Origin of the sequence: Streptomyces sp. DI166, assembly GCF_900091315.1 — a bacterium.
GTDB classification, from domain to species: domain Bacteria; phylum Actinomycetota; class Actinomycetes; order Streptomycetales; family Streptomycetaceae; genus Streptomyces; species Streptomyces fuscus.
Genome location: NZ_FLSP01000048.1, coordinates 1 through 20,548, shown reverse-complemented (window position 1 = coordinate 20,548; position 20,548 = coordinate 1). Strand labels below are relative to the sequence as shown.

23 protein-coding genes and 1 pseudogene are annotated in these 20,548 nt (G+C 69.6%); 22 read left to right on the top strand and 2 right to left on the bottom strand.

All coding sequences use genetic code 11. From position 1 onward, the window contains the following. Window positions 1-226 precede the first annotated feature (226 nt). From GA0115233_RS22865 to ffh, 4 genes are all read left to right on the top strand, one after another. Entirely contained in the window at window positions 227-1,513 is a 1,287-nt protein-coding gene (locus GA0115233_RS22865) for an ammonium transporter (RefSeq protein WP_093722148.1), read from the top strand. Next, window positions 1,510-1,848 carry a P-II family nitrogen regulator gene (locus GA0115233_RS22860; RefSeq protein ID WP_003997576.1) on the top strand — a complete coding sequence of 113 codons (339 nt, stop codon included), beginning with the start codon at window positions 1,510-1,512 and terminating at the stop codon, window positions 1,846-1,848. The genes GA0115233_RS22865 and GA0115233_RS22860 overlap by 4 nt, the downstream gene beginning before the upstream one ends. A gap of 38 nt (window positions 1,849-1,886) precedes the next feature. After that, a complete protein-coding gene (locus GA0115233_RS22855; protein ID WP_093722147.1) occupies window positions 1,887-4,334 on the top strand; it encodes a [protein-PII] uridylyltransferase in 2,448 nt (815 codons plus the stop codon). 83 nt (window positions 4,335-4,417) lie between these two features. Continuing rightward, window positions 4,418-5,971: a signal recognition particle protein gene (gene ffh, locus GA0115233_RS22850; protein ID WP_093722146.1), complete on the top strand. Its 1,554-nt coding sequence runs from the start codon at window positions 4,418-4,420 to the stop codon at window positions 5,969-5,971. 69 nt (window positions 5,972-6,040) lie between these two features. Here ffh and GA0115233_RS22845 read toward each other — a convergent pair whose 3' ends face one another. After that, window positions 6,041-6,880, bottom strand: coding sequence for a class I SAM-dependent methyltransferase (locus tag GA0115233_RS22845; RefSeq protein ID WP_093722145.1), 840 nt, complete (start codon window positions 6,878-6,880; stop codon window positions 6,041-6,043). A 198-nt stretch (window positions 6,881-7,078) separates the two neighbouring features. On the opposite strand from GA0115233_RS22845, the gene proS reads away from it, so the two are divergent. The 17 genes and pseudogenes from proS to GA0115233_RS22760 all read left to right on the top strand — a co-directional run bounded on the left by proS (window position 7,079) and on the right by GA0115233_RS22760 (window position 19,735). Further along, entirely contained in the window at window positions 7,079-8,491 is a 1,413-nt protein-coding gene (gene proS / locus GA0115233_RS22840) for a proline--tRNA ligase (RefSeq protein WP_093722144.1), read from the top strand. A gap of 259 nt (window positions 8,492-8,750) precedes the next feature. Continuing rightward, window positions 8,751-9,347, top strand: a complete 597-nt coding sequence (locus tag GA0115233_RS22835; protein ID WP_093722143.1) for a hypothetical protein — start codon at window positions 8,751-8,753, stop codon at window positions 9,345-9,347. A gap of 312 nt (window positions 9,348-9,659) precedes the next feature. Then, window positions 9,660-10,079 (top strand): 30S ribosomal protein S16, encoded by a 420-nt coding sequence (gene rpsP, locus GA0115233_RS22830; RefSeq protein WP_093722142.1) that lies wholly within the window; start codon window positions 9,660-9,662, stop codon window positions 10,077-10,079. A 5-nt stretch (window positions 10,080-10,084) separates the two neighbouring features. Then, window positions 10,085-10,324, top strand: coding sequence for an RNA-binding protein (locus GA0115233_RS22825; protein ID WP_003973401.1), 240 nt, complete (start codon window positions 10,085-10,087; stop codon window positions 10,322-10,324). Window positions 10,325-10,412: 88 nt separating this feature from the next. Then, the gene (gene rimM / locus GA0115233_RS22820; protein ID WP_093722141.1) at window positions 10,413-11,030 is read left to right on the top strand and encodes a ribosome maturation factor RimM; all 618 of its coding nucleotides are present in this window, start codon (window positions 10,413-10,415) and stop codon (window positions 11,028-11,030) included. Continuing rightward, window positions 11,030-11,863, top strand: coding sequence for a tRNA (guanosine(37)-N1)-methyltransferase TrmD (gene trmD / locus GA0115233_RS22815; RefSeq protein WP_093722140.1), 834 nt, complete (start codon window positions 11,030-11,032; stop codon window positions 11,861-11,863). Before rimM ends, trmD begins: the two co-directional genes overlap by 1 nt. Window positions 11,864-11,994: 131 nt before the next feature. Then, complete coding sequence (gene rplS, locus GA0115233_RS22810; RefSeq protein ID WP_093722139.1) at window positions 11,995-12,345, top strand: 50S ribosomal protein L19; 351 nt, start codon at window positions 11,995-11,997, stop codon at window positions 12,343-12,345. A gap of 45 nt (window positions 12,346-12,390) precedes the next feature. Beyond that, a complete protein-coding gene (gene lepB / locus GA0115233_RS22805; protein WP_093722138.1) occupies window positions 12,391-13,107 on the top strand; it encodes a signal peptidase I in 717 nt (238 codons plus the stop codon). After that, complete coding sequence (lepB, locus tag GA0115233_RS22800; RefSeq protein ID WP_093722137.1) at window positions 13,100-14,185, top strand: signal peptidase I; 1,086 nt, start codon at window positions 13,100-13,102, stop codon at window positions 14,183-14,185. The genes lepB (GA0115233_RS22805) and lepB (GA0115233_RS22800) overlap by 8 nt, the downstream gene beginning before the upstream one ends. After that, window positions 14,076-15,035, top strand: coding sequence for a signal peptidase I (gene lepB, locus GA0115233_RS22795; protein WP_093722136.1), 960 nt, complete (start codon window positions 14,076-14,078; stop codon window positions 15,033-15,035). Before lepB (GA0115233_RS22800) ends, lepB (GA0115233_RS22795) begins: the two co-directional genes overlap by 110 nt. A 51-nt stretch (window positions 15,036-15,086) precedes the next feature. Then, window positions 15,087-15,857, top strand: a complete 771-nt coding sequence (gene lepB, locus GA0115233_RS22790) for a signal peptidase I (protein WP_093722135.1) — start codon at window positions 15,087-15,089, stop codon at window positions 15,855-15,857. A gap of 4 nt (window positions 15,858-15,861) precedes the next feature. Further along, window positions 15,862-16,353 (top strand): NUDIX hydrolase, encoded by a 492-nt coding sequence (locus GA0115233_RS22785; protein ID WP_093722179.1) that lies wholly within the window; start codon window positions 15,862-15,864, stop codon window positions 16,351-16,353. A 56-nt stretch (window positions 16,354-16,409) separates the two neighbouring features. Then, window positions 16,410-16,718, top strand: a complete 309-nt coding sequence (locus tag GA0115233_RS22780) for a DUF2469 domain-containing protein (protein ID WP_003993268.1) — start codon at window positions 16,410-16,412, stop codon at window positions 16,716-16,718. Between the two features lie 124 nt (window positions 16,719-16,842). Continuing rightward, window positions 16,843-17,205 (top strand): YraN family protein, encoded by a 363-nt coding sequence (locus GA0115233_RS22775; RefSeq protein WP_176711906.1) that lies wholly within the window; start codon window positions 16,843-16,845, stop codon window positions 17,203-17,205. Next, window positions 17,205-18,317: pseudogene (locus GA0115233_RS22770) on the top strand (YifB family Mg chelatase-like AAA ATPase); the annotation flags it as partial. The gene GA0115233_RS22775 and the pseudogene GA0115233_RS22770, both read left to right, overlap by 1 nt. A 243-nt stretch (window positions 18,318-18,560) precedes the next feature. After that, a complete protein-coding gene (locus GA0115233_RS41145) occupies window positions 18,561-19,319 on the top strand; it encodes a hypothetical protein (protein ID WP_176711905.1) in 759 nt (252 codons plus the stop codon). Then, entirely contained in the window at window positions 19,316-19,735 is a 420-nt protein-coding gene (locus tag GA0115233_RS22760; RefSeq protein WP_093722133.1) for a PIN domain-containing protein, read from the top strand. The genes GA0115233_RS41145 and GA0115233_RS22760 overlap by 4 nt, the downstream gene beginning before the upstream one ends. A 75-nt stretch (window positions 19,736-19,810) precedes the next feature. On the opposite strand, the gene GA0115233_RS40680 is transcribed toward GA0115233_RS22760, so the two are convergent. After that, entirely contained in the window at window positions 19,811-20,146 is a 336-nt protein-coding gene (locus tag GA0115233_RS40680; RefSeq protein WP_141689557.1) for a hypothetical protein, read from the bottom strand. A gap of 42 nt (window positions 20,147-20,188) precedes the next feature. On the opposite strand from GA0115233_RS40680, the gene GA0115233_RS22755 reads away from it, so the two are divergent. After that, the coding region (locus GA0115233_RS22755; RefSeq protein WP_369691378.1) for an HNH endonuclease at window positions 20,189-20,548 on the top strand (360 nt) is incomplete at its 3' end.

The window sequence follows — 20,548 nt, the reverse complement described above, 5'->3', positions numbered from 1 at the left end:
CCATACCTTCCTGCGAAGGTTGCGCCACGATAACGATCGAGACCGCCTCAATCCGGCAGTTCATCGACGCGTAACACACACGGTGCCTTCGTCACGGCGGCGAAACAACGAGGGGCTTCTACCGAAACCGCGCTGCGTCAATCTCATGGCGCATAACCGGCCCACCCCTCAATCCGCTCAGGCTTCGCCCGCACGGGGCCGTATCCAAGACGAGGAGATACCGGCATTGAACGGCACAGATACCGGATTCGTATTGATCAGTGCAGCGCTCGTCATGTTGATGACGCCTGGCCTGGCCCTGTTCTACGGCGGCATGGTGCGCTCCAAGAGCGTCCTCAACATGCTGATGATGTCCTTCATCTCGCTGGGCATCGTCAGCATTCTGTGGGTGCTGTACGGATACTCCCTCGCCTTCAGTGGTGACGTCGGTGGCTTCATCGGCAACCTCGACCTGATCGGGCTGAAGGGCATCAACGCCGGCAGCACGATGGACAGCTTCACCGGCAACAAGATCTCCGTCTTCGCCTTCGTCCTCTTCCAGATGCTGTTCGCCGTGATCACCGCGGCCCTGATGAGCGGCGCCCTCGCCGACCGCGTCAAGTTCAGCTCCTGGATGATCTTCATCGCCCTCTGGGTCACCGTGGTCTACTTCCCGGTCGCCCACTGGGTCTGGGGCGGTGGCTGGCTGGCCCAGCTCGACCCGGTCATCATCGACTTCGCCGGTGGTACGGCGGTCCACATCAACGCCGGTATCGGCGCCCTCGCCGCGGTCCTCGTGGTCGGCAAGCGGGTCGGCTTCAAGAAGGACCCGATGCGGCCGCACAACCTGCCGCTCGTCCTGCTCGGCACCGCGATGCTGTGGTTCGGCTGGTTCGGCTTCAACGCCGGCTCCGAGCTGGGCGTCGACGGCACCACCGCGATGATGGCGGTCAACACCCAGATCGCCACCGCCGCCGCCGTCATCGGCTGGCTGGTCTACGAGCGCATCCGCCACGGCGCCTTCACCACCCTCGGTGCCTGCTCCGGTGCCGTCGCCGGTCTCGTCGCCATCACGCCCTCCGGCGGCCACGTCAACGCCTTCGGCGCCATGCTCATCGGTGTCGTCGCCGGCGCGGTCTGCTCCTGGGCCGTCAGCCTCAAGTACAAGCTCGGCTACGACGACTCCCTGGACGTCGTCGGCGTCCACCTCGTCGGCGGCCTCATCGGCACCCTGATGGTCGGCTTCCTCGCCATCAACGGAGTCGGCGGCGGCGCCCAGTTCCTCTCGCAGGCCATCGGTGCCTTCGCGGTCATGGGCTACACCTTCGTGGTCACCTGGATCCTGGCCTTCCTGATCAAGAAGACCATCGGCTTCCGTGCCTCCGAGGACGACGAGATCGCGGGCATCGACCAGGCCGCCCACGCGGAGACTGCATACGACTTCAGCAGCGCGGCCGGATCCCACATCTCCTCCTCCTCCGCCACGCCCGCGCCGAGCGCCCCGGCCGGTGACAACAAGAAGGTTGACGCATGAAGCTCATCACCGCCGTCGTCAAGCCCCACCGGCTCGACGAGATCAAGGAAGCCCTCCAGGCCTTCGGAGTGCACGGCCTGACGGTCACCGAGGCCAGCGGCTACGGCCGGCAGCGCGGCCACACCGAGGTTTACCGGGGTGCCGAGTACACCGTGGACCTGGTCCCGAAGATCCGCATCGAGGTCCTGGCCGAGGACGACGACGCCGAGCAGCTGATCGACGTCATCGTCAAGGCCGCCCGAACCGGCAAGATCGGTGACGGCAAGGTCTGGTCCCTGCCGGTCGAGACGGCCGTCCGGGTCCGCACCGGCGAGCGCGGCCCCGACGCGCTCTGAACGGAAGCAAGCAGAGAAGTAAAGACGGGAGTCGCCGGGTGACGAGTACGGACATGCGGAAAGAAGCAGATGACTCGGGACCCAGCGGCTACGCGGCGGCCCGGCTGCGCCTCCTCACCGAGGGGGCGCGGTCCGGGCCGCCGCGCCGTACCGCCCTCGCGGAGCTGACCGACGAATGGCTCACCGGTCTGTTCGCCGCCGGGGCGGAGGGCATGCGCGGGGTCTCCCTGGTGGCCGTCGGCGGCTACGGCCGGGGCGAGCTGTCCCCGCGCAGCGACCTGGACCTGCTCCTGCTGCACGACGGCGGCGACGCGGACGCCGTCGCCGCCCTGGCCGACCGGATCTGGTACCCGGTCTGGGACCTGGGCCTCGCCCTCGACCACTCGGTACGCACCCCCGCCGAGGCCCGCAAGACGGCGGGGGAGGACCTCAAGGTCCAGCTCGGACTGCTGGACGCCCGCCACATCGCCGGCGACCTCGGCCTGACCGCCTCACTGCGCACCGCCGTCCTGGCCGACTGGCGCAACCAGGCGCCCAGGCGCCTGCCCGAACTGCTGGAACTGGCCACCGAACGCGCCGAGCGCCAGGGCGAACTGCAGTACCTCCTCGAACCCGACCTCAAGGAGGCCCGCGGCGGCCTGCGCGACGCCACCATCCTGCGCGCCGTCGCCGCCTCCTGGCTCGCCGACGCCCCGCGCGAGGGCCTCGACGACGCCCGGCGCCGGCTGCTCGATGTACGCGACGCCCTGCACCTGGCGACGGGACGCGCCACCGACCGGCTGGCGCTCCAGGAGCAGGACCAGGTTGCCGCCGAGATGGGCCTGCTGGACGCCGACACCCTGCTCCGCCAGGTGTACGAGGCGGCCCGCGTCATCTCCTACGCCAGCGACGTCACCTGGCGCGAGGTGCAGCGCGTGCTGCGCTCGCGCGCCGTGCGGCCCCGGCTGCGCGCCATGCTCGGCGGCGGCAAGCAGACCGCGGAGCGCTCACCGCTCGCCGAGGGCGTCGTGGAACAGGACGGCGAGGTGGTGCTCGCCCGCGCCGCACGCCCCGAACGCGACCCCGTGCTCCCCCTGCGCGCCGCGGCCGCCGCCGCCCAGGCCGGACTGCCCCTCTCCCTGCACGCCGTACGGCGCCTCGCGGCCACCACCCGCCCCCTGCCCACACCCTGGCCCGCCGAGGCCCGCGAACAGCTCGTCACCCTGCTCGGCTCCGGCCGCCCCACCGTCGAGGTCTGGGAGGCGCTGGAGGCCGAGGGCCTGATCACCCGCCTGCTGCCGGACTGGGAGCGGGTGCGCTGCCGCCCCCAGCGCAACGCCGTGCACATCTGGACCGTCGACCGGCACCTGATCGAGACGGCCGTGCGCGCCTCCGAGTTCACCCGCCGCGTGCACCGCCCCGACCTGCTCCTGGTCGCCGCGCTCCTGCACGACATCGGCAAGGGCTGGCCCGGCGACCACTCGGTGGCCGGCGAGATCATCGCCCGCGACGTCGCCGCCCGCATCGGCTTCGACCGCGAGGACGCCGCCGTACTCGCCACCCTCGTACGGCACCACCTGCTGCTCGTCGACACCGCCACCCGGCGCGACCTGGAGGACCCGGCCACCGTCCGCTCGGTCGCCGACGCGGTCCGCACCCAGGGCACCCTGGAGCTGCTGCACGCGCTCACCGAGGCAGACGCCCTGGCCACCGGGCCCGCCGCCTGGTCCACCTGGCGCGGTTCCCTCGTCGCCGACCTGGTCAAACGCGTCTCCGCGCTGCTCGCCGGGGACATCCCCGAGGAGCCAGAGGCCGCCGCGCCGACCGCCGAGCAGGAACGGCTCGCCATCGAGTCGGTCGCCACCGGCAGCCCCGTACTGGCCCTGCGCGCCCAGACCGAGCCCCCGGCCGACGACCAGCCCTCCGGCGACCCCGAGCCGCTCGGCGTCGAGCTGCTCATCGCCGTACCCGACCAGCCCGGCGTGCTGCCCGCCGTGGCCGGCGTCCTCGCCATGCACCGCCTGACCGTCCGCACCGCCGAGCTGCGCGCCATGGACCTCCCCGACGGCGTCGAGGGCTCGGTCCTGCTGCTGAACTGGCGGGTTGCCGCCGAGTACGGCTCCCTGCCGCAGGCCGCCCGCCTGCGCGCCGACCTGGTCCGCGCCCTGGAGGGCACCCTGGACATCGCCGGACGCCTCGCGGAACGCGACGCGGCGTATCCGCGGCGCCGGGGTGTGGTGGCCCCGCCCGCCCGCGTCACCGTCCACCCGGCCGCCTCCCGCCTGGCCACGGTGATCGAGGTACGCGCCCAGGACGCCCCCGGCCTGCTGTTCCGCATCGGCCGCGCCCTGGAGGACGCCCGGGTACAGGTCCGCAGCGCCCATGTCAGCACCCTCGGCGCCAACGCGGTGGACGCGTTCTACGTCACCGGCGCCAAGGGCGACCCCCTGCCCCGCGAGGAGGCGGCGGCGGTGGCCCGGAAGCTGGAGGAGACACTGCGTGGCTGAACGGGGATCCCGGCGAGTCCCGTCGCCGGGATACCCTTGAGGGCGATTCCCAGCTGCCACCGACCCCGAGGACCGCGAGCGCCGTGTTCGATACTCTCTCCGATCGCCTCTCAGCGACTTTCAAGAACCTGCGCGGCAAGGGACGGCTCTCCGAGGCGGACATCGACGCCACCGCGCGCGAGATCCGTATCGCCCTCCTCGAAGCGGACGTGGCACTACCCGTCGTCCGCACGTTCATCAAGAACGTCAAGGAGCGTGCGCTCGGTGCCGAGGTCTCCAAGGCGCTGAATCCCGCGCAACAGGTTCTCAAGATCGTCAACGACGAGCTGGTCACCATCCTCGGTGGCGAGACCCGCCGTCTGCGCTTCGCCAAGCAGCCGCCCACCGTGATCATGCTGGCCGGTCTGCAGGGTGCCGGTAAGACGACCCTCGCGGGCAAGCTCGGCCGGTGGCTGAAGGAGCAGGGCCACTCCCCGCTGCTGGTCGCCTGTGACCTCCAGCGGCCCAACGCCGTGAACCAGCTCAGCGTCGTCGCCGAGCGCGCCGGGGTCGCGGTGTACGCGCCGGAGCCGGGCAACGGCGTCGGCGACCCGGTGAAGGTCGCCAAGGACTCCATCGACTTCGCCAAGTCCCGCGTCCACGACATCGTCATCGTCGACACCGCCGGCCGCCTGGGTATCGACCAGGAGATGATGCAGCAGGCCGCGGACATCCGGGACGCGGTCAGCCCCGACGAGATCCTCTTCGTCGTCGACGCCATGATCGGTCAGGACGCCGTCAACACCGCCGAGGCGTTCCGCGACGGCGTCGGCTTCGACGGTGTGGTGCTCTCCAAGCTCGACGGTGACGCCCGCGGTGGTGCCGCCCTGTCGATCCGGCAGATCACCGGCAAGCCGATCATGTTCGCGTCGAACGGCGAGAAGCTGGACGACTTCGACGCGTTCCACCCGGACCGGATGGCCTCCCGCATCCTCGACATGGGTGACCTGCTCACCCTGATCGAGCAGGCGGAGAAGACCTTCAGCCAGGAAGAGGCCGCCAAGATGGCCTCCAAGCTGGCGTCCAAGAAGGGCCAGGACTTCACCCTGGACGACTTCCTGGCCCAGATGGAGCAGGTCAGGAAGATGGGCAGCATCAGCAAGCTGCTCGGGATGCTGCCCGGCATGGGGCAGATCAAGGACCAGATCAACAACCTCGACGAGCGGGATGTCGACCGCACCGCCGCGATCATCAAGTCGATGACCCCGGCCGAGCGCCAGGACCCGACGATCATCAACGGCTCGCGCCGCGCCCGTATCGCCAAGGGTTCCGGTGTCGAGGTCAGCGCCGTGAAGAACCTGGTCGAGCGGTTCTTCGAGGCCCGCAAGATGATGTCCCGCATGGCCCAGGGCGGCGGTATGCCGGGCATGCCGGGGATGCCGGGCATGGGTGGCGGTCCCGGCCGTACGAAGAAGCAGCCGAAGAAGGCCAAGGGCAAGCAGCGCTCGGGCAACCCGATGAAGCGCAAGCAGCAGGAGCAGGAGGAGGCCGCCCGGCGCGCGGCCGCGGCCCAGGGCGGCAACGCCTTCGGGCTGCCGGGCCAGCAGGCCGGTCAGGACTTCGAGCTCCCGGACGAGTTCAAGAAGTTCATGGGCTGAGCTCCGGCCCCGCCCGAGGGCGTCCCTGTTCCGGCAGGGGCGCCCTCGGCGCGTTCGGGGGGCGTCGGGTCAGGGGACGCGGGCGATCAGGTACCGGAACACGTTGGGCATCCACACGGTGCCGTCGGGGCGCTGGTAGGGGTGGAGCGCCTCGGTGAGTTCCTTCTCCACCTGCGCCGGGTCGCTCACGGCGAGGGCCGGGTCGCACAGTCCGGTGGACAGCAGTCCGCGGACCGCGCTGTCGAGGTCGGCATAGCCGAAGGGGCAGGCCACCCGTCCGGAGCCGTCGGGGCGCAGCCCGGCCTCCTGGACGACCCGCTCCAGGTCGTCGCGGCAGGAGGCGCGTACCGGCTCGGCCGGTCCCGTGGTGGCGTGCAGCACGGACGCCGTGGTGCAGCGTTCCGGCGGACCCCAGCCGGCCAGCACCACGGCCGCTCCGCGCTCGGCGAGCGGCTTCGCCCCTTGAAGCAGTTCGCCGAGTCCTTCCGCGTCGCCCGTGCGGCATCCGATCGGTTCGAAGGCGGTCACCAGGGTGTACGCGGGCGTCTCCGCGTCGGCCGCGTCCGTGGGGCTGCCGTGCACCAACCGGGTCGCCTCACGCGCGCGGGCGTCCCAGGCGTCGGGGAGCAGGCGCTGCCGGGCGAGGGCGAACCGCTCGGGGGAGGAGGGTTCGACACCGGTGATCGCGGCGCCTCTCGCGGCGGCCATCACCAGGGCCAGCCCGGAGCCGCAGCCGAGGCCCAACAGCCGGGTGCCGGGGCCCACTTCGAGCCGTTCGTAGACGGCCTCGTAGAGCGGGACGAGCATCCGCTCCTGGATCTCGGACCAGTCACGCGCGCGTGCCCACAGGTCCACACGGGCCGCGGGCCCCGCGTGGGACAGGTGGTGTCGCACGAGCGTAGGTGTCATCGAAAGCGCCCCAATCCGCCGAGAGTTGCTGATGTGCCCGTTTCCTTGGCCCCCGTGACGTGCGCTCGCTCTCCCCCCGTATGTCAGGTAACTCCGCGCTCGACCCGGCGTCCAGGGGTTGTCGGGCCCTGCTTGTGGCCGGGGAGCGTCTGTGGCGAGAATTCACATTCCGGCAACCTGGGCCCGTACGATCGCGCCATGGCAAAAGCACCCGTTCTCACCCCGCGGGCCGACGACTTCCCGCGCTGGTACCAGGATCTGATCAACAAGGCCGAGCTGGCCGACAACGGGCCGGTGCGCGGCACCATGGTGATCCGACCGTACGGGTACGGGCTGTGGGAGCGGATGCAGGCGGAGATGGACGCCCGCATCAAGGAGACGGGCACCCAGAACGCGTACTTCCCGCTGCTCATCCCGCAGTCGTACTTCGTCAGGGAGGCCGACCACGTCGAGGGTTTCGCGCCCGAGCTGGCGGTGGTGACGCACGGCGGCGGCAAGGAGCTGGAGGAGCCGGCGGTGGTCCGCCCCACCTCCGAGATGATCATCAACGACTACTTCGCGAAGTGGGTGCAGAGCTACCGGGATCTGCCGCTGCTGATCAACCAGTGGGCGAACGTGGTGCGTTGGGAGCTGCGGCCCCGGTTGTTCCTGCGGACGACGGAGTTCCTGTGGCAGGAGGGCCATACGGCTCACGCCACTTACGAGGACGCCCGGGACTTCGCGGCGCACATCCATCGCCAGGTGTACGAGGACTTCATGGTGAACGTCCTCGCCATGGACGTCGTGCCCGGCCGCAAGACGGTCAAGGAGCGGTTCGCGGGCGCCATCAACACCCTGACGCTGGAAGGGATGATGGGCGACGGCAAGGCGCTGCAGATGGCGACCAGCCATGAGCTGGGCCAGAACTTCGCCAAGGCGTTCAACACCTCGTACCTGTCGAAGGAGGGCCGCCAGGAACTGGTCTGGCAGACCTCCTGGGGTTCGACCACGCGGATGATCGGCGCCCTGGTGATGACTCACGGGGATGACAACGGTCTGCGGGTCCCGCCGCGGTTGGCGCAGATCCAGGTCGTCGTGCTGGCGATCAAGGGCGACGAGGCGGTTCTGGCCAAGGTCCGCGAGATCGGCGAGCGGCTGAAGGCCGCGGGCATCCGGGTCCAGGTCGACGACCGTACGGACACGCCGTTCGGGCGGCGCGCGGTGGACTGGGAGCTCAAGGGCGTGCCGCTGCGCGTCGAGGTCGGTCCGCGGGACCTGGAGAACGGCACCGCGATGGTGGCGCGCCGCATCCCGGGCGGCAAGGAGCCGGTGGCGGTGGACGCGCTGGCGGAGCTGGTTCCGGGGTTCCTGGAGGAGGACCAGGCGCTGCTGCTGCGGCAGTCCCGGGAGCGTCGCGAGTCGCGTACGGCCGAGGTGTCGACGATCGAGGAGGCGGTGGAGGCGGCGGCCACCGGCTGGGCCCGCATTCCCTGGGCCGACCTCGGCGAAGAGGGCGAGGCGCGGCTCGCCGAGCACGCGGTGACCGTACGGTGTCTGGTCGCCGAGGACGGGTCGGTGCCGGACGACGACAAGGCGCCCGGTAACGTCGCGATCGTCGCGCGCGCTTACTGATACGGGACGGCAGACGCGAGAGCGACCGAAAGGGCTCTTGCGTTCCGGCGTGACACTCGCACCCCGGCGCACGGAGACGGCCTACGCGCCGGTGCGTACGTCAGACTACGCACCGGCTTGGCCTGAGCTGCGAGGGTTATCCGCAGATCAGCGCACCCGCCCTCGTCGGGACGCATCAGTGGCAACTGACGGGTACGTGCAAATTATTTGGGATGGCCCGGAATCGGAACACACGGGCACTCCGGCTCGTTGTCATTACGTGAGCACGACACAGACACCACCTGTTCTCGCCGCAGAGCTGGCACAGGCGTGGGCCGACATTCAGCGGCACCACCCCGAGCTGCCCGATCTTGCCGCGCCAGAGTCCCTGATCGGGGAGTCGTCGTCCGCGTGCGGGCACGAGCTCTCCTTCGAGCGCCTCCTCCACGAGGCGGTGCACGGCATCGCCGCCGCCCGCGGAGTGCGCGACACCTCCCGGGCCGGCCGCTACCACAACCGCAGATTCCTCGCGATCGCCGAGGAGCTGGGCCTGGACCACCCCGACGAGCCGCATCCCAGCAGCGGGTTCTCGCTGGTGACGCTCAACGCCGAGGCCAAGCGCCGCTACCGGCCGACGATCGAGCGCCTCCAGCGGGCCCTGAAGGCGCACACGGCGGCCACCTCCGCGGACACCGCCCGCACCTTCCGCGGACCGGCGGCCCGGCACGGCTCGTCCGGCGGCGGCGTACGCGTCAAGGCGGTCTGCGACTGCGGCCGCAATGTGCGCGTCGTCCCCTCGGTCCTGGCCCAGGCCCCGATCGTGTGCGGCGGCTGCGGCAAGCCGTTCCGGATCCCGGAGGTCGCGGGCGCCGCGTAACCCGTCGTACCGGCAACTCGTGGCTGCCGGTGCGGTGGGCGAGGCCGGGGTGCCGTGCGCGCGGCACCCCGACACGCTGTGCCGCGCACCCGTCGTCGGTCACCTCCACGCCGGGTGCCGCTCAGGCATGCCCGCCGCGCCCCTCGGTCCGAGGCCGCGTCCGGGGTGTGGCACAATGGCTAGCTGTACTCGACAGCCGCACAGGACCCCTCTCTCCTCCGGCTGACGCGTCCATCGGGCACTCGGGTACCGCAACCCCACGCGGCTGACTCGCCGTGCCCAACCACGTCAAATCCAGGAGAATCCACTCCCGTGGCAGTCAAGATCAAGCTGAAGCGTCTGGGCAAGATCCGTTCGCCTCACTACCGCATCGTCGTCGCCGACTCCCGTACCCGTCGTGACGGTCGTGCGATCGAGGAGATCGGCAAGTACCACCCGACCTACAACCCGTCGGTCATCGAGGTGGACGCCGAGCGCGTGGCGTACTGGCTGGGTGTCGGCGCGCAGCCGACCGAGCCCGTCCTCGCCATTCTGAAGAAGACCGGTGACTGGCAGAAGTTCAAGGGCGAGCCCGCCCCGGCTCCGCTGCTCGTCGCCGAGCCGAAGAAGGCGCGCCCGTCGTTCGAGTCCCTCGGGGGCGACGACGAGGGCAAGGGTGAGGCCATCACCCAGAAGAAGAAGGCTGAGAAGAAGGACGAGGCGGCCGCCGAGTCCGAGTCGACCGAGGCCTGAGCAGCATGCTCGAAGAGGCGCTTGAGCACCTCGTGAAGGGCATCGTCGACAACCCTGACGATGTGCAGGTGGCCTCGCGCAACCTGCGCCGCGGACGCGTGCTGGAGGTCCGGGTCCACCCCGACGACCTCGGCAAGGTGATCGGCCGCAACGGCCGTACCGCCCGCGCTCTGCGCACCGTCGTGGGCGCCATCGGCGGCCGCGGTGTCCGTGTCGACCTCGTCGACGTGGACCACGTCCGCTGACGCCGAACGCAACACCGGCTCGGGCCGGGGAGGGCCACTGTGCCGTCCCCGGCCCGCAGTCGTACGTCCGACAGGAGATTCTCGAAAAGTGCAGCTCGTAGTCGCCCGGATCGGCCGCGCCCACGGCATCAAGGGCGAGGTCACCGTCGAGGTACGCACCGACGAGCCGGAACTCAGGCTCGCCCCCGGCGCCGTACTGGCCACCGACCCCGCCTCCGTGGGTCCCCTCACCATCGAGACCGGCCGGGTGCACAGCGGCAGGCTGCTGCTGCGCTTCGAGGGCGTACGCGACCGCACCGCCGCCGAGGCGCTGCGCAACACCCTCCTCATCGCCGACGTCGACCCCGACGAGCTGCCCGAGGAGGAGGACGAGTACTACGACCACCAGCTGATGGACCTCGACGTGGTCACAAAGGACGGCACCGAGGTCGGCCGGATCACCGAGATCTCGCACCTGCCCTCGCAGGACCTGTTCATCGTGGAGCGGCCCGACGGCAGCGAGGTGATGATCCCGTTCGTGCAGGAGATCGTCACCGAGATCGACCTGGCCGAGCAGAAGGCCGTCATCGATCCGCCGCCCGGGCTGATCGACGACCGGGCCGAGGTCGCCTCCACGCGGGAGACCGCCGCCGAGTCCGGCTCCGCGCCCGAGTCCGGTTCCGCGCCCGAGTCCGGTTCCGCGACGCAGTCCGGGGACGAGTCCTGATGCGCCTCGACGTCGTCACGATCTTCCCCGAGTACCTCGAACCGCTGAACGTCTCCCTGGTCGGCAAGGCACGCGCACGTGGCCGCATCGACGTCCAGGTGCACGACCTGCGGGACTGGACCTACGACCGGCACAACACCGTCGACGACACGCCGTACGGCGGCGGGCCCGGCATGGTCATGAAGACCGAGCCCTGGGGCGACGCCCTGGACTCCGTCCTCGCCGACGGCTACGAGACGGGCTCCCACCGGCCCGCGCTGATCGTCCCCACCCCGAGCGGGCGCCGCTTCACCCAGGAACTCGCCGTGGAGCTCTCCGAGCGCCCCTGGCTGATCTTCACCCCGGCCCGCTACGAGGGCATCGACCGGCGGGTCATCGACGAGTACGCCACCCGGATGCCGGTCTACGAGGTCTCCATCGGCGACTACGTCCTGGCCGGCGGCGAGGCGGCCGTCCTGGTCATCACGGAGGCCGTGGCCCGGCTGCTGCCCGGCGTCCTCGGCAACGCCGAGTCCCACCGCGACGACTCCTTCGCCCCCGGCGCCATGGCCAACCTGCTGGAGGGGCCCGTCTACACCAAGCCCCCCGAGTGGCGCGGCCGAGGCATCCCCGAGGTGCTGCTCAGCGGGCACCACGGGAAGATCGCCCGCTGGCGGCGCGACGAGGCCCTCAGGCGCACCACCGCCAACCGCCCCGACCTGATCGAGCGCTGCGACCCGAAGGCCTTCGACAAGAAGGACCGCGAGATGCTCTCCATCCTGGGCTGGGCACCCGATCCCGAAGGCGAACCGTACGGCCGATTTTGGCGTCGGCTCGACCCCGTGGAAGAATAGGTCGCTGTTGTGCGCTGTCCGGCGTGCGCCCCTGCCACAGGGGGACACGACGCCCGCCCCGACACGCACGGCATCCTCTGGAAACCTCCTCCCGCCTATGACCTGTGGCATGGGCGAAGAAAGCAGACGAAATGTCTCACCTGCTCGACTCCGTCGACGCCGCGTCGCTGCGCAGCGACATCCCGGCCTTCCGTCCGGGCGACACCGTCAACGTCCACGTCCGCGTCATCGAGGGCAACCGCTCCCGTGTGCAGCAGTTCAAGGGCGTGGTGATCCGTCGCCAGGGCGCCGGTGTCCGCGAGACCTTCACGGTCCGCAAGGTCTCCTTCTCGGTCGGCGTCGAGCGCACCTTCCCGGTGCACACCCCGATCGTCGAGAAGATCGAGCTCGTCACCAAGGGTGACGTGCGTCGCGCCAAGCTGTACTACCTCCGTGAGCTGCGCGGCAAGGCCGCGAAGATCAAGGAGAAGCGCGAGAGCTGAGCGTTTTCGGTACGTCACGGCGGGGCCGGATAGCATCTGGCCCCGATGGACACCGAAGCACAGCACACGGAGCGCGACCGCTCCTCCGACCCTTCCGCAACCGAGCACGCCTCGGAACCGCGGGGGCCGGAGGGACGGTCGCGTTTCGCGTTGGCGGGGCGCGTCGCGGCCTGGCTGCCCGGCGGGCGGATCACCCTCACCCTGCTGCTCTGTCTGCTCTTCCTGCTGCTCCTGAGCGTGTTCGTGGTCCAGCCGTTCCAGATCCCGAGCGGATCAATGGAACGCGGATTGAGGATCGGGGACCGCGTTCTCGTAAATAAGTTGGCGTACCGTTTCGGTGCCCAGCCCCGGCGCGGCGATGTCGTCGTCTTCGACGGAACGGGGTATTTCGGGGACGGGGACTACATCAAACGCGTTGTCGGTACGGGGGGAGACCATGTGGTCTGCTGTGACACAGAGGGGAGGATCCAGGTGAACGGCCGGTCGGTGGACGAGTCGGCGTTCCTGTACCCCGGGGACGAACCGTCCAGCGTGTCCTTCGACGTCGTCGTGCCCGACGGCACCCTCTTCGTCCTCGGCGACCACCGCGGCGCCTCCAGCGACTCGCGCGACCACCTGGGCTCCCCGGGCGGCGGCATGATCCCCGTCGACGACGTCATCGGCCGCGCCGACTGGATCGTGTGGCCCACCGACCACTGGACGCGCCTGGAGCGCCCGGACGCCTACGCGCGCGTGCCCGAGCCGGACGGTGCGCATGGGTAACCGCGGAAAACCGCGCGGGATGGCCGCCAGCCCCGCCGAGAACCTCCTGCCCACCGGCTCCCGGCGCGCCTTCGCACCGGGTGCCGGCCGTACCCGCGCGGAGCGCCGCAAGCTCCAGCGCAAGGTCAAGCGCCGCCGCAGGCGCAGCGCGGTCAAGGAGATCCCGCTCCTGGTCGGTGTCGCGGTGCTGATCGCGCTGGTGCTGAAGACCTTCCTCGTCCAGGCGTTCGTGATCCCGTCCGGCTCGATGGAGCAGACCATCCAGATCGGCGACCGGGTCCTGGTCGACAAGCTCACCCCGTGGTTCGGCTCCAAGCCGCAGCGCGGGGACGTGGTGGTCTTCAAGGACCCGGGCGGCTGGCTGCAGGACGAGCAGACCACGCCCAAGAAGGACGACCCGGTCGTCATCAAGCAGATCAAGCAGGGTCTCACCTTCATCGGTCTGCTGCCCTCGGAGGACGAGAAGGACCTCATCAAGCGGGTCGTCGGGGTCGGTGGCGACCGCGTCAGGTGCTGCGACGCCCAGGGCCGGGTCACCGTCAACGGCGTCCCCCTCCAGGAGGACTACCTCTTCCCCGGCAACGCCCCCTCGCAGACCCAGTTCGACATCACGGTGCCCGAGGGGCGCCTGTGGGTGATGGGCGACCACCGGGCCGACTCCGCCGACTCCCGCGCCCACCAGGACCAGAACGGCGGCACCGTCTCCGAGGACGAGGTGGTGGGCCGCGCCATGGTCATCGCCTGGCCCTTCGGCCGCTGGGGCACCCTGGACGAACCGAAGACGTATGCATCCGTCACCGACTCGGTGCCCGGGTCGACCGCGGCTCCCGAACTGTCGCATAGGGTTGCCCAGAACGATTCGATCGGAACCGTCCGACTCCCGAGCCCTGCGGAACTCCCGCTCGTTATGGGAGTGGTGGGCCTGCGTCGCCTCTGGGGCAGGCAGCGGCACGGAGTAAGGAGTTGGCGTGGGGGATGTGGCGGTAGGCGCACGATCCGGGCAGGACGGCGAGGACCACGGACGCCCCGTGGAAGCGGCCGCCCCTGGCGCGGACGGCGCCGGGTCCTCCGGGAGTGAATCCGGCCGGACCGACGAGGGCACGGCGGCCGGGGAGCACAGCCGCACGGACGGACAGGGGCCGGGCGACTCGACCCCCACGGCGAAGAAGCCACGCTCCTTCTGGAAGGAGCTGCCCATCCTGATCGGTATCGCGCTGGTGCTGGCGCTGCTGATCAAGACGTTCCTGGTGCAGGCGTTCTCCATCCCGTCCGACTCGATGCAGAACACCCTCCAGCAGGGCGACCGGGTGCTGGTCGACAAGCTCACCCCGTGGTTCGGCTCCGAGCCCGAGCGCGGCGAGGTCGTCGTCTTCCACGACCCGGACAACTGGCTGGCCGGCGAGCCCACGCCGGACCCCAACGCCCTGCAGACCTTCCTCAGCTGGATCGGCCTGATGCCGTCCTCCGAGGAGAAGGACCTGATCAAGCGGGTCATCGGGGTCGGCGGTGACACGATCGAGTGCAAGGGCACCGGCCCGCTGAAGGTCAACGGCAAGGCGCTGAACGAGTCGTCGTACATCTACCCAGGCAACACGCCGTGCAGCAACGACGACCAGGGCGGCCAGTTCAAGGTGAAGGTCCCCGAGGGCTTCATCTGGGTCATGGGCGACCACCGGCAGAACTCCCGGGACTCCCGCTACAACCAGCAGGACGCCCACAAGGGCATGGTCCCGGTCGACGAGGTCGTCGGGCGCGCCGTCGTCGTCGCCTGGCCGATCAACCGCTGGGACAGCCTGCCGGTGCCGGACACCTTCGACCAGAACCTCAGCGCGCAGGCGGCGGTCGCCGCGCCCTCCGCCCTCGGCCTCGTCGGCGCGGTGCCCTTCGTCCTGTGGCGCCGCCGGCGGTCCCGTCAGGGCGAGGAGTGATCCCGGCCATGGGCTGACCCGGGGGCGTACCCCCGGGTAGGGTGCGGACCCATGAGCGGTCAGAGCACCACACGTACGGCCCCGCCGAGCGGCGGGGGCAACGGCCCGGCGGGCAGCAAGGCCGGACAGCGCCTGTCCGGTGTCGCGGTCGCGCTGGGCCTGCTGCTGTTCCTGGGCGGCTTCGCCTGGGCGGCGGTGGTCTACCGGCCGTACACCGTGCCCACCAGCTCCATGACGCCGACCATCGACGCCGGTCAGCGGGTGCTGGCCGAGCGGATCGACGGGGCGGACGTGCGGCGCGGGGACGTCGTGGTCTTCAAGGACCCGAACTGGGCGAACTCGCCCGTGGTCAAGCGGGTGGTGGCCGTGGGCGGCGACACCGTCGCCTGCTGCACGGACGGCAAGCTCACGGTCAACGGCAAGAAGATCGACGAACCGTATCTGCCCGAGGGCAGCCTCGCCGAGATCACCGACTTCCCCACCGTGAACGTGCCCAAGGGGCGGCTGTTCCTGCTCGGTGACGAGCGGCAGGGCTCGCTGGACTCCACCGCGCATCTGACGGACGCCGCGGGCGGCACGGTGTCGCAGAACACGGTCACCGGCCGGGTGGACGCCGTCGTCTGGCCGATGGACGGCATGCTGGAGCGCCCCACCGGGTTCGAGAAGCTGGGCGCGCTCTCCTCGCCGGGCCCCCTGCGCACGATGATGACCCTGATCGTGGTGGGCGCGGTGCTGGTGCTCGGCGGTGGTGCGTACGGCCCGGTGGCGAAGGTGCTGAGCCGCCGCTCCCGCCCCAGGACGGAGTCCGCGGGTGCCCGCTGAGCACATGGACACGGGCGGGCTGCGCAAGGTCGCCCGAGTCGTCCTGCTGGACCCCGAGGACCGGATCCTGCTGCTGCACGGGCACGAGCCGGAGGACGTGACCGACGACTGGTGGTTCACCCCGGGCGGCGGTGTCGAGGGCGACGAGACTCGTGAACAGGCCGCACTGCGGGAACTCGCCGAGGAGACCGGTATCACCGACGTCGAACTCGGCCCGGTGCTCTGGCGGCGCCAGTGCTCCTTCCCGTTCGCCGGGCGGCGCTGGGACCAGGACGAGTGGTACTACCTGGCGCGTACGACGCAGACGGAGATCGCGGCCGCCGGGCTGACCGAGCTGGAGCGGCGCAGTGTCGCCGGAGCGCGCTGGTGGACGTGCCAGGAACTGACCCGGGCACATGAGACGGTGTATCCGACCAGACTCGCCGAGCTGCTGCGCAGGCTGCTCGCGGAAGGTCCCCCGGCCGGGCCCGTGACCCTGGACACCGAAATCGTCTAGGGGCTCGCGGGACTGGCGCACAATGGTGGGATCGCACGCCTGAAGGGGAACATGCCATGAGCGCCGAGGACCTCGAAAAGTACGAGACCGAGATGGAGCTCAAGCTCTACCGGGAGTACCGCGATGTCGTCGGCCTGTTCAAATACGTGATCGAGACCGAGCGGCGCTTCTACCTGACCAACGACTACGAGATGCAGGTGCACTCGGTCCAGGGCGAGGTGTTCTTCGAGGTGTCCATGGCGGACGCCTGGGTCTGGGACATGTACCGGCCGGCCCGCTTCGTCAAGCAGGTGCGCGTGCTCACGTTCAAGGACGTGAACATCGAGGAGCTCAACAAGAGCGATCTGGAGCTTCCGAGCGGGTGATCCGGTTTCGGCGGCCTCGGGCTCCCGGACGGGTGACGGAGTTTTCCACAAGCGGTGAGTGATCCACCAAGATCCTTTTCTTGGCGGAGGTTGCGTGATCGTCGGTGCCGGAGGTGGTGCCGACATGAACGCACGCAGTGCACTCGGCAAGTACGGAGAGAAGCTGGCCGCCAGGCGGCTGGCCGAGGCCGGGATGACGGTCCTGGAGCGCAACTGGCGCTGCGGCCGGACCGGCGAGATCGACATCGTGGCCCGGGACGGGGCCGCGCTGGTCGTCTGCGAGGTCAAGACCCGCAGGGGCGACCGGTTCGAGCACCCGATGGCCGCGGTGACCCCGGAGAAGGCGCGACGCCTGCGCGACCTGGCCGAACGCTGGATCCAGACGCACGGCGGGGCCCCGCCCGGCGATGTCCGCATCGATGTGGTCGGCGTCCTGCTCCCCGAGCGCGGCGCGCCCGTCGTCGAGCATGTGCGGGGGGTGGCGTGATGGGTTTCGCCCGTACGTGCTCGGTCGCCCTCGTCGGTGTGGAGGGCGTGGTCGTCGAGGTCCAGGCCGACCTGGAACCCGGCGTCGCGGCCTTCACCCTGGTGGGGCTGCCGGACAAGAGCCTCACCGAGAGCCGGGACCGGGTCCGGGCCGCCGTGGTGAACTCGGGCGCCGAGTGGCCGCAGCGCAAACTGACCGTGGGGCTCAGTCCGGCCTCGGTGCCCAAGGCCGGCAGCGGTTTCGATCTCGCCGTCGCCTGCGCGGTCCTGGGCGCGGCGGAACGGATCGACCCGCGGGTCCTCGCCGACATCGTGATGATCGGGGAGCTGGGCCTGGACGGCAGGGTGCGGCCCGTCCGCGGCATCCTCCCGGCCGTCCTCGCCGCCGCGGGCGCCGGGTACGAGCAGGTCGTCGTGCCGGAGTGCGCCGCCGCAGAGGCGTCCCTCGTGCCGGGCGTCTCCGTGCTGGGCGTGCGCAGCCTGCGCCAGCTCATCGCCGTACTGGCCGACGAACCCGTCCCCGACGAGGAGCCCGACGAGCCGGGACGTCCCGATCCGCTGCTGGCCGGACTGCGCGTGCCCGGGACCGGCGCGGCCACGGCCATGCACAGCAACGGAGCGGCCCAGCAGGACAGCGGACACGACCTCGCCGACGTCGTGGGCCAGCACTCGGCCCGCACGGCCGTGGAGGTTGCGGCGGCGGGCGGACACCACCTGTTCCTGGAGGGCCCGCCCGGCGCCGGGAAGACCATGCTCGCCGAGCGGCTGCCCGCCATCCTGCCCCGGCTGGCCAGGGAGGAGTCCCTGGAGGTCACCGCGGTGCACTCGGTGGCGGGTCTGCTCCCGCCGGGCAAGCCCCTGATCGACACCCCGCCCTACTGCGCCCCGCACCACTCGGCGACCATGCAGTCCCTGGTCGGCGGCGGCCCCGGCGTCGCCCGCCCGGGTGCCGTGTCGCTCTCCCACCGGGGTGTGCTGTTCCTGGACGAGACCCCCGAGTTCAGCAGTCATGCCCTCGACGCGCTGCGGCAGCCCCTGGAGTCCGGGCACGTGGTGATCGCGCGCAGCGCGGGTGTCGTCCGGTTCCCGGCGCAGTTCCTGATGGTGCTCGCTTATGCGGGTCCGGACATGTTCAACGGAAGGTGAGACGGCTGTCCACTGCGGTGGAGCAGGGGCGAAGGTTTGGTTGAGCCGAAGGAGGCCTCACCGCCGAGGGTGACTCTGTGTGACAGCGACCGGCTGGTCCTCTTGGGCGCTGAGGGCCGACTGCTGAGGCGCTTGGCCAGCTACCTGTGAGAGATGTCTCCCGGTACCGTGGGCATCCATACTCCAGAGTTCAGCGCGAGAGGTAGACGGATGCCGAAGACGACGGTGGACGTCGATCCCGAGCTTCTGGCGGCTGCCAAAGCACGTCTTGGTACGTCCACGATCAAGGACACCATCAACGCAGCCTTGCGGGAGGTCGCAGAACGAGGAGAGCGCGAGGAAGCCATCGATGAGGTGGCTGCCATGGTGAGGGGCGGCGACCTTGATTGGAATGTCCTCGACGAGAAACAGAAGTACAGGGCGACTGCTCCCAGTGTGGGATCAGAGGATGCTTCATATTCCGTCGAGGGTGCCCAGGTGGAGGGCACGGTCGATCTTGTGTATGAGATTGCGAGCGAAGTCGGGAAGCGTGACTTCGGTCTGGTGGAGTTTAAGAGCCTTTCCCGAGCTCCTGAAAGGGCTGGTCCCGTCCCGGCTAAGTTGACGTGGCACACCCCGCCCTCATTGGCGACTGGCTTTGACAGGAATCTAGCGTTTGTCAGGGCGGCGCTGGAGAATCTGCCCTCGTCCGAAGTTCTTTCTGCGGCCCAGAATCTGCAGATCAGCGACCCGGCAATGGGTAGTGGGGCATTTCTGCGGGCTGCCATGGATCTGGCTGCGCATCGCGTGACTGACAAGGATATTCGCGCAATGCGTGAGGCGATCCAGCGCCTACGGATTCATTACTCGCCTCTGGGTGCTCATCCGGATGATGAGGCCAAGGACACCCTTAAATCAGTCGACACCGTGCTTCAAGACCTGGAGGCGCTTGCTGGTGCACTTGACGCAGGTGATGAGGCCGCCGAGTGATCAAGTATGTGATCGACACATCTGCCGTGCACCGCTTCTTTCAGGATCCAGGTCTCTACCCGATGTGGAGATCGGTCATTGCTCGTGGCGAGGTCGGCATCATCCCGCTCATCGAGTTTGAGATTTGCTACTCCGCACAGAAGGCTGGCGATCGCGTCAAGTTGATTGGTTCGCTCGCCAAGCTGTTTGAGTCCCTTACGCCTGGACCGGAGGTGTACGACGCAGCTCGGAGCATGCAGGAGGCCCTGACAGCCAAGGGGGCGCACCGCTGCTGTAGCCCCGTTGACCTCGTACTCGCGGCCACGGCCCATGTGGAAGACCTGGCTGTGCTTCACGTCGATAAGGATTACGAGACCGTTGCCCGCTTTTGGCCTTCGTTCAAGCAGATTCGGCTCGACACAGGGCAACCGCTGTAGCGGCCTGTGTCTGCGGAGGACCTAATCCGTCTGCTCAACGCTGACCTGACTACGCACCTTGCTTGATTGCCGCGACTATGTCCTGGCTGTGAGGAGGAGTGCGATGCCAGCGATGCAGAGGGATAGCGTGCTGCCGAAGGCGATGGCGCCGCGGGTGATTGCTGCGGGGACTGTTGTTCCGTCCCATCGGGTCAGCGCAGCGGCAGCAATGCCTGCGGCCAGAGACAGCGTCAGGGCCACGGTGAGCAGGACGAGGATCGCCATGGATCGGTCGGGGGACACGTGCGGCACCGCCTGGGAGTCGTACTGGTCGGTAAATAAAAGATCAGAGGGTGGGCGTGGCTTCGTCAACGCGCATGGCTCGAAGCCAACCATCGAGCGGCATCGGCACCCGGCGTTGTCGGTGGTCACCGGTACGGTCCCCGGACCAAGCATCAGACGAGGGAGGGGTCCATGGACAAGAAGCCGCGCCGGTACTACAGCAACGCCACGATCGCCGCGCTCATGACGTTAGCCCGCGGCGGGTGCTACTGGCCCAACTGCAACGTCCCCACCATTCGCATGATCAACGGGACACCCAGGCTCAACCTGGAGATCGCTCACATCCGTGCGTTCGAAGAAGGCGGCAAGCGATTCGAGCCGACCATGTCCGTGAGGGAGCGCAACAGCTTCGACAACCTCATCCTGCTCTGCAATCCCCATCACGAGGAGGTCGACGGCCCGAACAGCGACCAGTACCCGGTGGATGTGTTGGAGGACTGGAAGCACGCCCGCGAGACGGACGGCCTGGATGCTCTCGCGGGCCTTGGTGAT

Bases quoted from the DNA above. Each gene is read 5' to 3' on its own strand.
- GA0115233_RS22845 (WP_093722145.1), bottom strand. From the start codon at position 6,880: ATGACACCTACGCTCGTGCGACACCACCTGTCCCACGCGGGGCCCGCG.
- GA0115233_RS22860 (WP_003997576.1), top strand. From the start codon at position 1,510: ATGAAGCTCATCACCGCCGTCGTCAAGCCCCACCGGCTCGACGAGATC.
- GA0115233_RS41145 (WP_176711905.1), top strand. From the start codon at position 18,561: ATGCCGAAGACGACGGTGGACGTCGATCCCGAGCTTCTGGCGGCTGCC.
- GA0115233_RS22780 (WP_003993268.1), top strand. From the start codon at position 16,410: ATGAGCGCCGAGGACCTCGAAAAGTACGAGACCGAGATGGAGCTCAAG.
- GA0115233_RS22825 (WP_003973401.1), top strand. From the start codon at position 10,085: ATGCTCGAAGAGGCGCTTGAGCACCTCGTGAAGGGCATCGTCGACAAC.
- lepB (WP_093722137.1), top strand. From the start codon at position 13,100: ATGGGTAACCGCGGAAAACCGCGCGGGATGGCCGCCAGCCCCGCCGAG.
- GA0115233_RS22785 (WP_093722179.1), top strand. From the start codon at position 15,862: ATGGACACGGGCGGGCTGCGCAAGGTCGCCCGAGTCGTCCTGCTGGAC.
- rplS (WP_093722139.1), top strand. From the start codon at position 11,995: ATGTCTCACCTGCTCGACTCCGTCGACGCCGCGTCGCTGCGCAGCGAC.
- lepB (WP_093722138.1), top strand. From the start codon at position 12,391: ATGGACACCGAAGCACAGCACACGGAGCGCGACCGCTCCTCCGACCCT.
- lepB (WP_093722135.1), top strand. From the start codon at position 15,087: ATGAGCGGTCAGAGCACCACACGTACGGCCCCGCCGAGCGGCGGGGGC.
- GA0115233_RS22775 (WP_176711906.1), top strand. From the start codon at position 16,843: ATGAACGCACGCAGTGCACTCGGCAAGTACGGAGAGAAGCTGGCCGCC.
- proS (WP_093722144.1), top strand. From the start codon at position 7,079: ATGGCAAAAGCACCCGTTCTCACCCCGCGGGCCGACGACTTCCCGCGC.
- trmD (WP_093722140.1), top strand. From the start codon at position 11,030: ATGCGCCTCGACGTCGTCACGATCTTCCCCGAGTACCTCGAACCGCTG.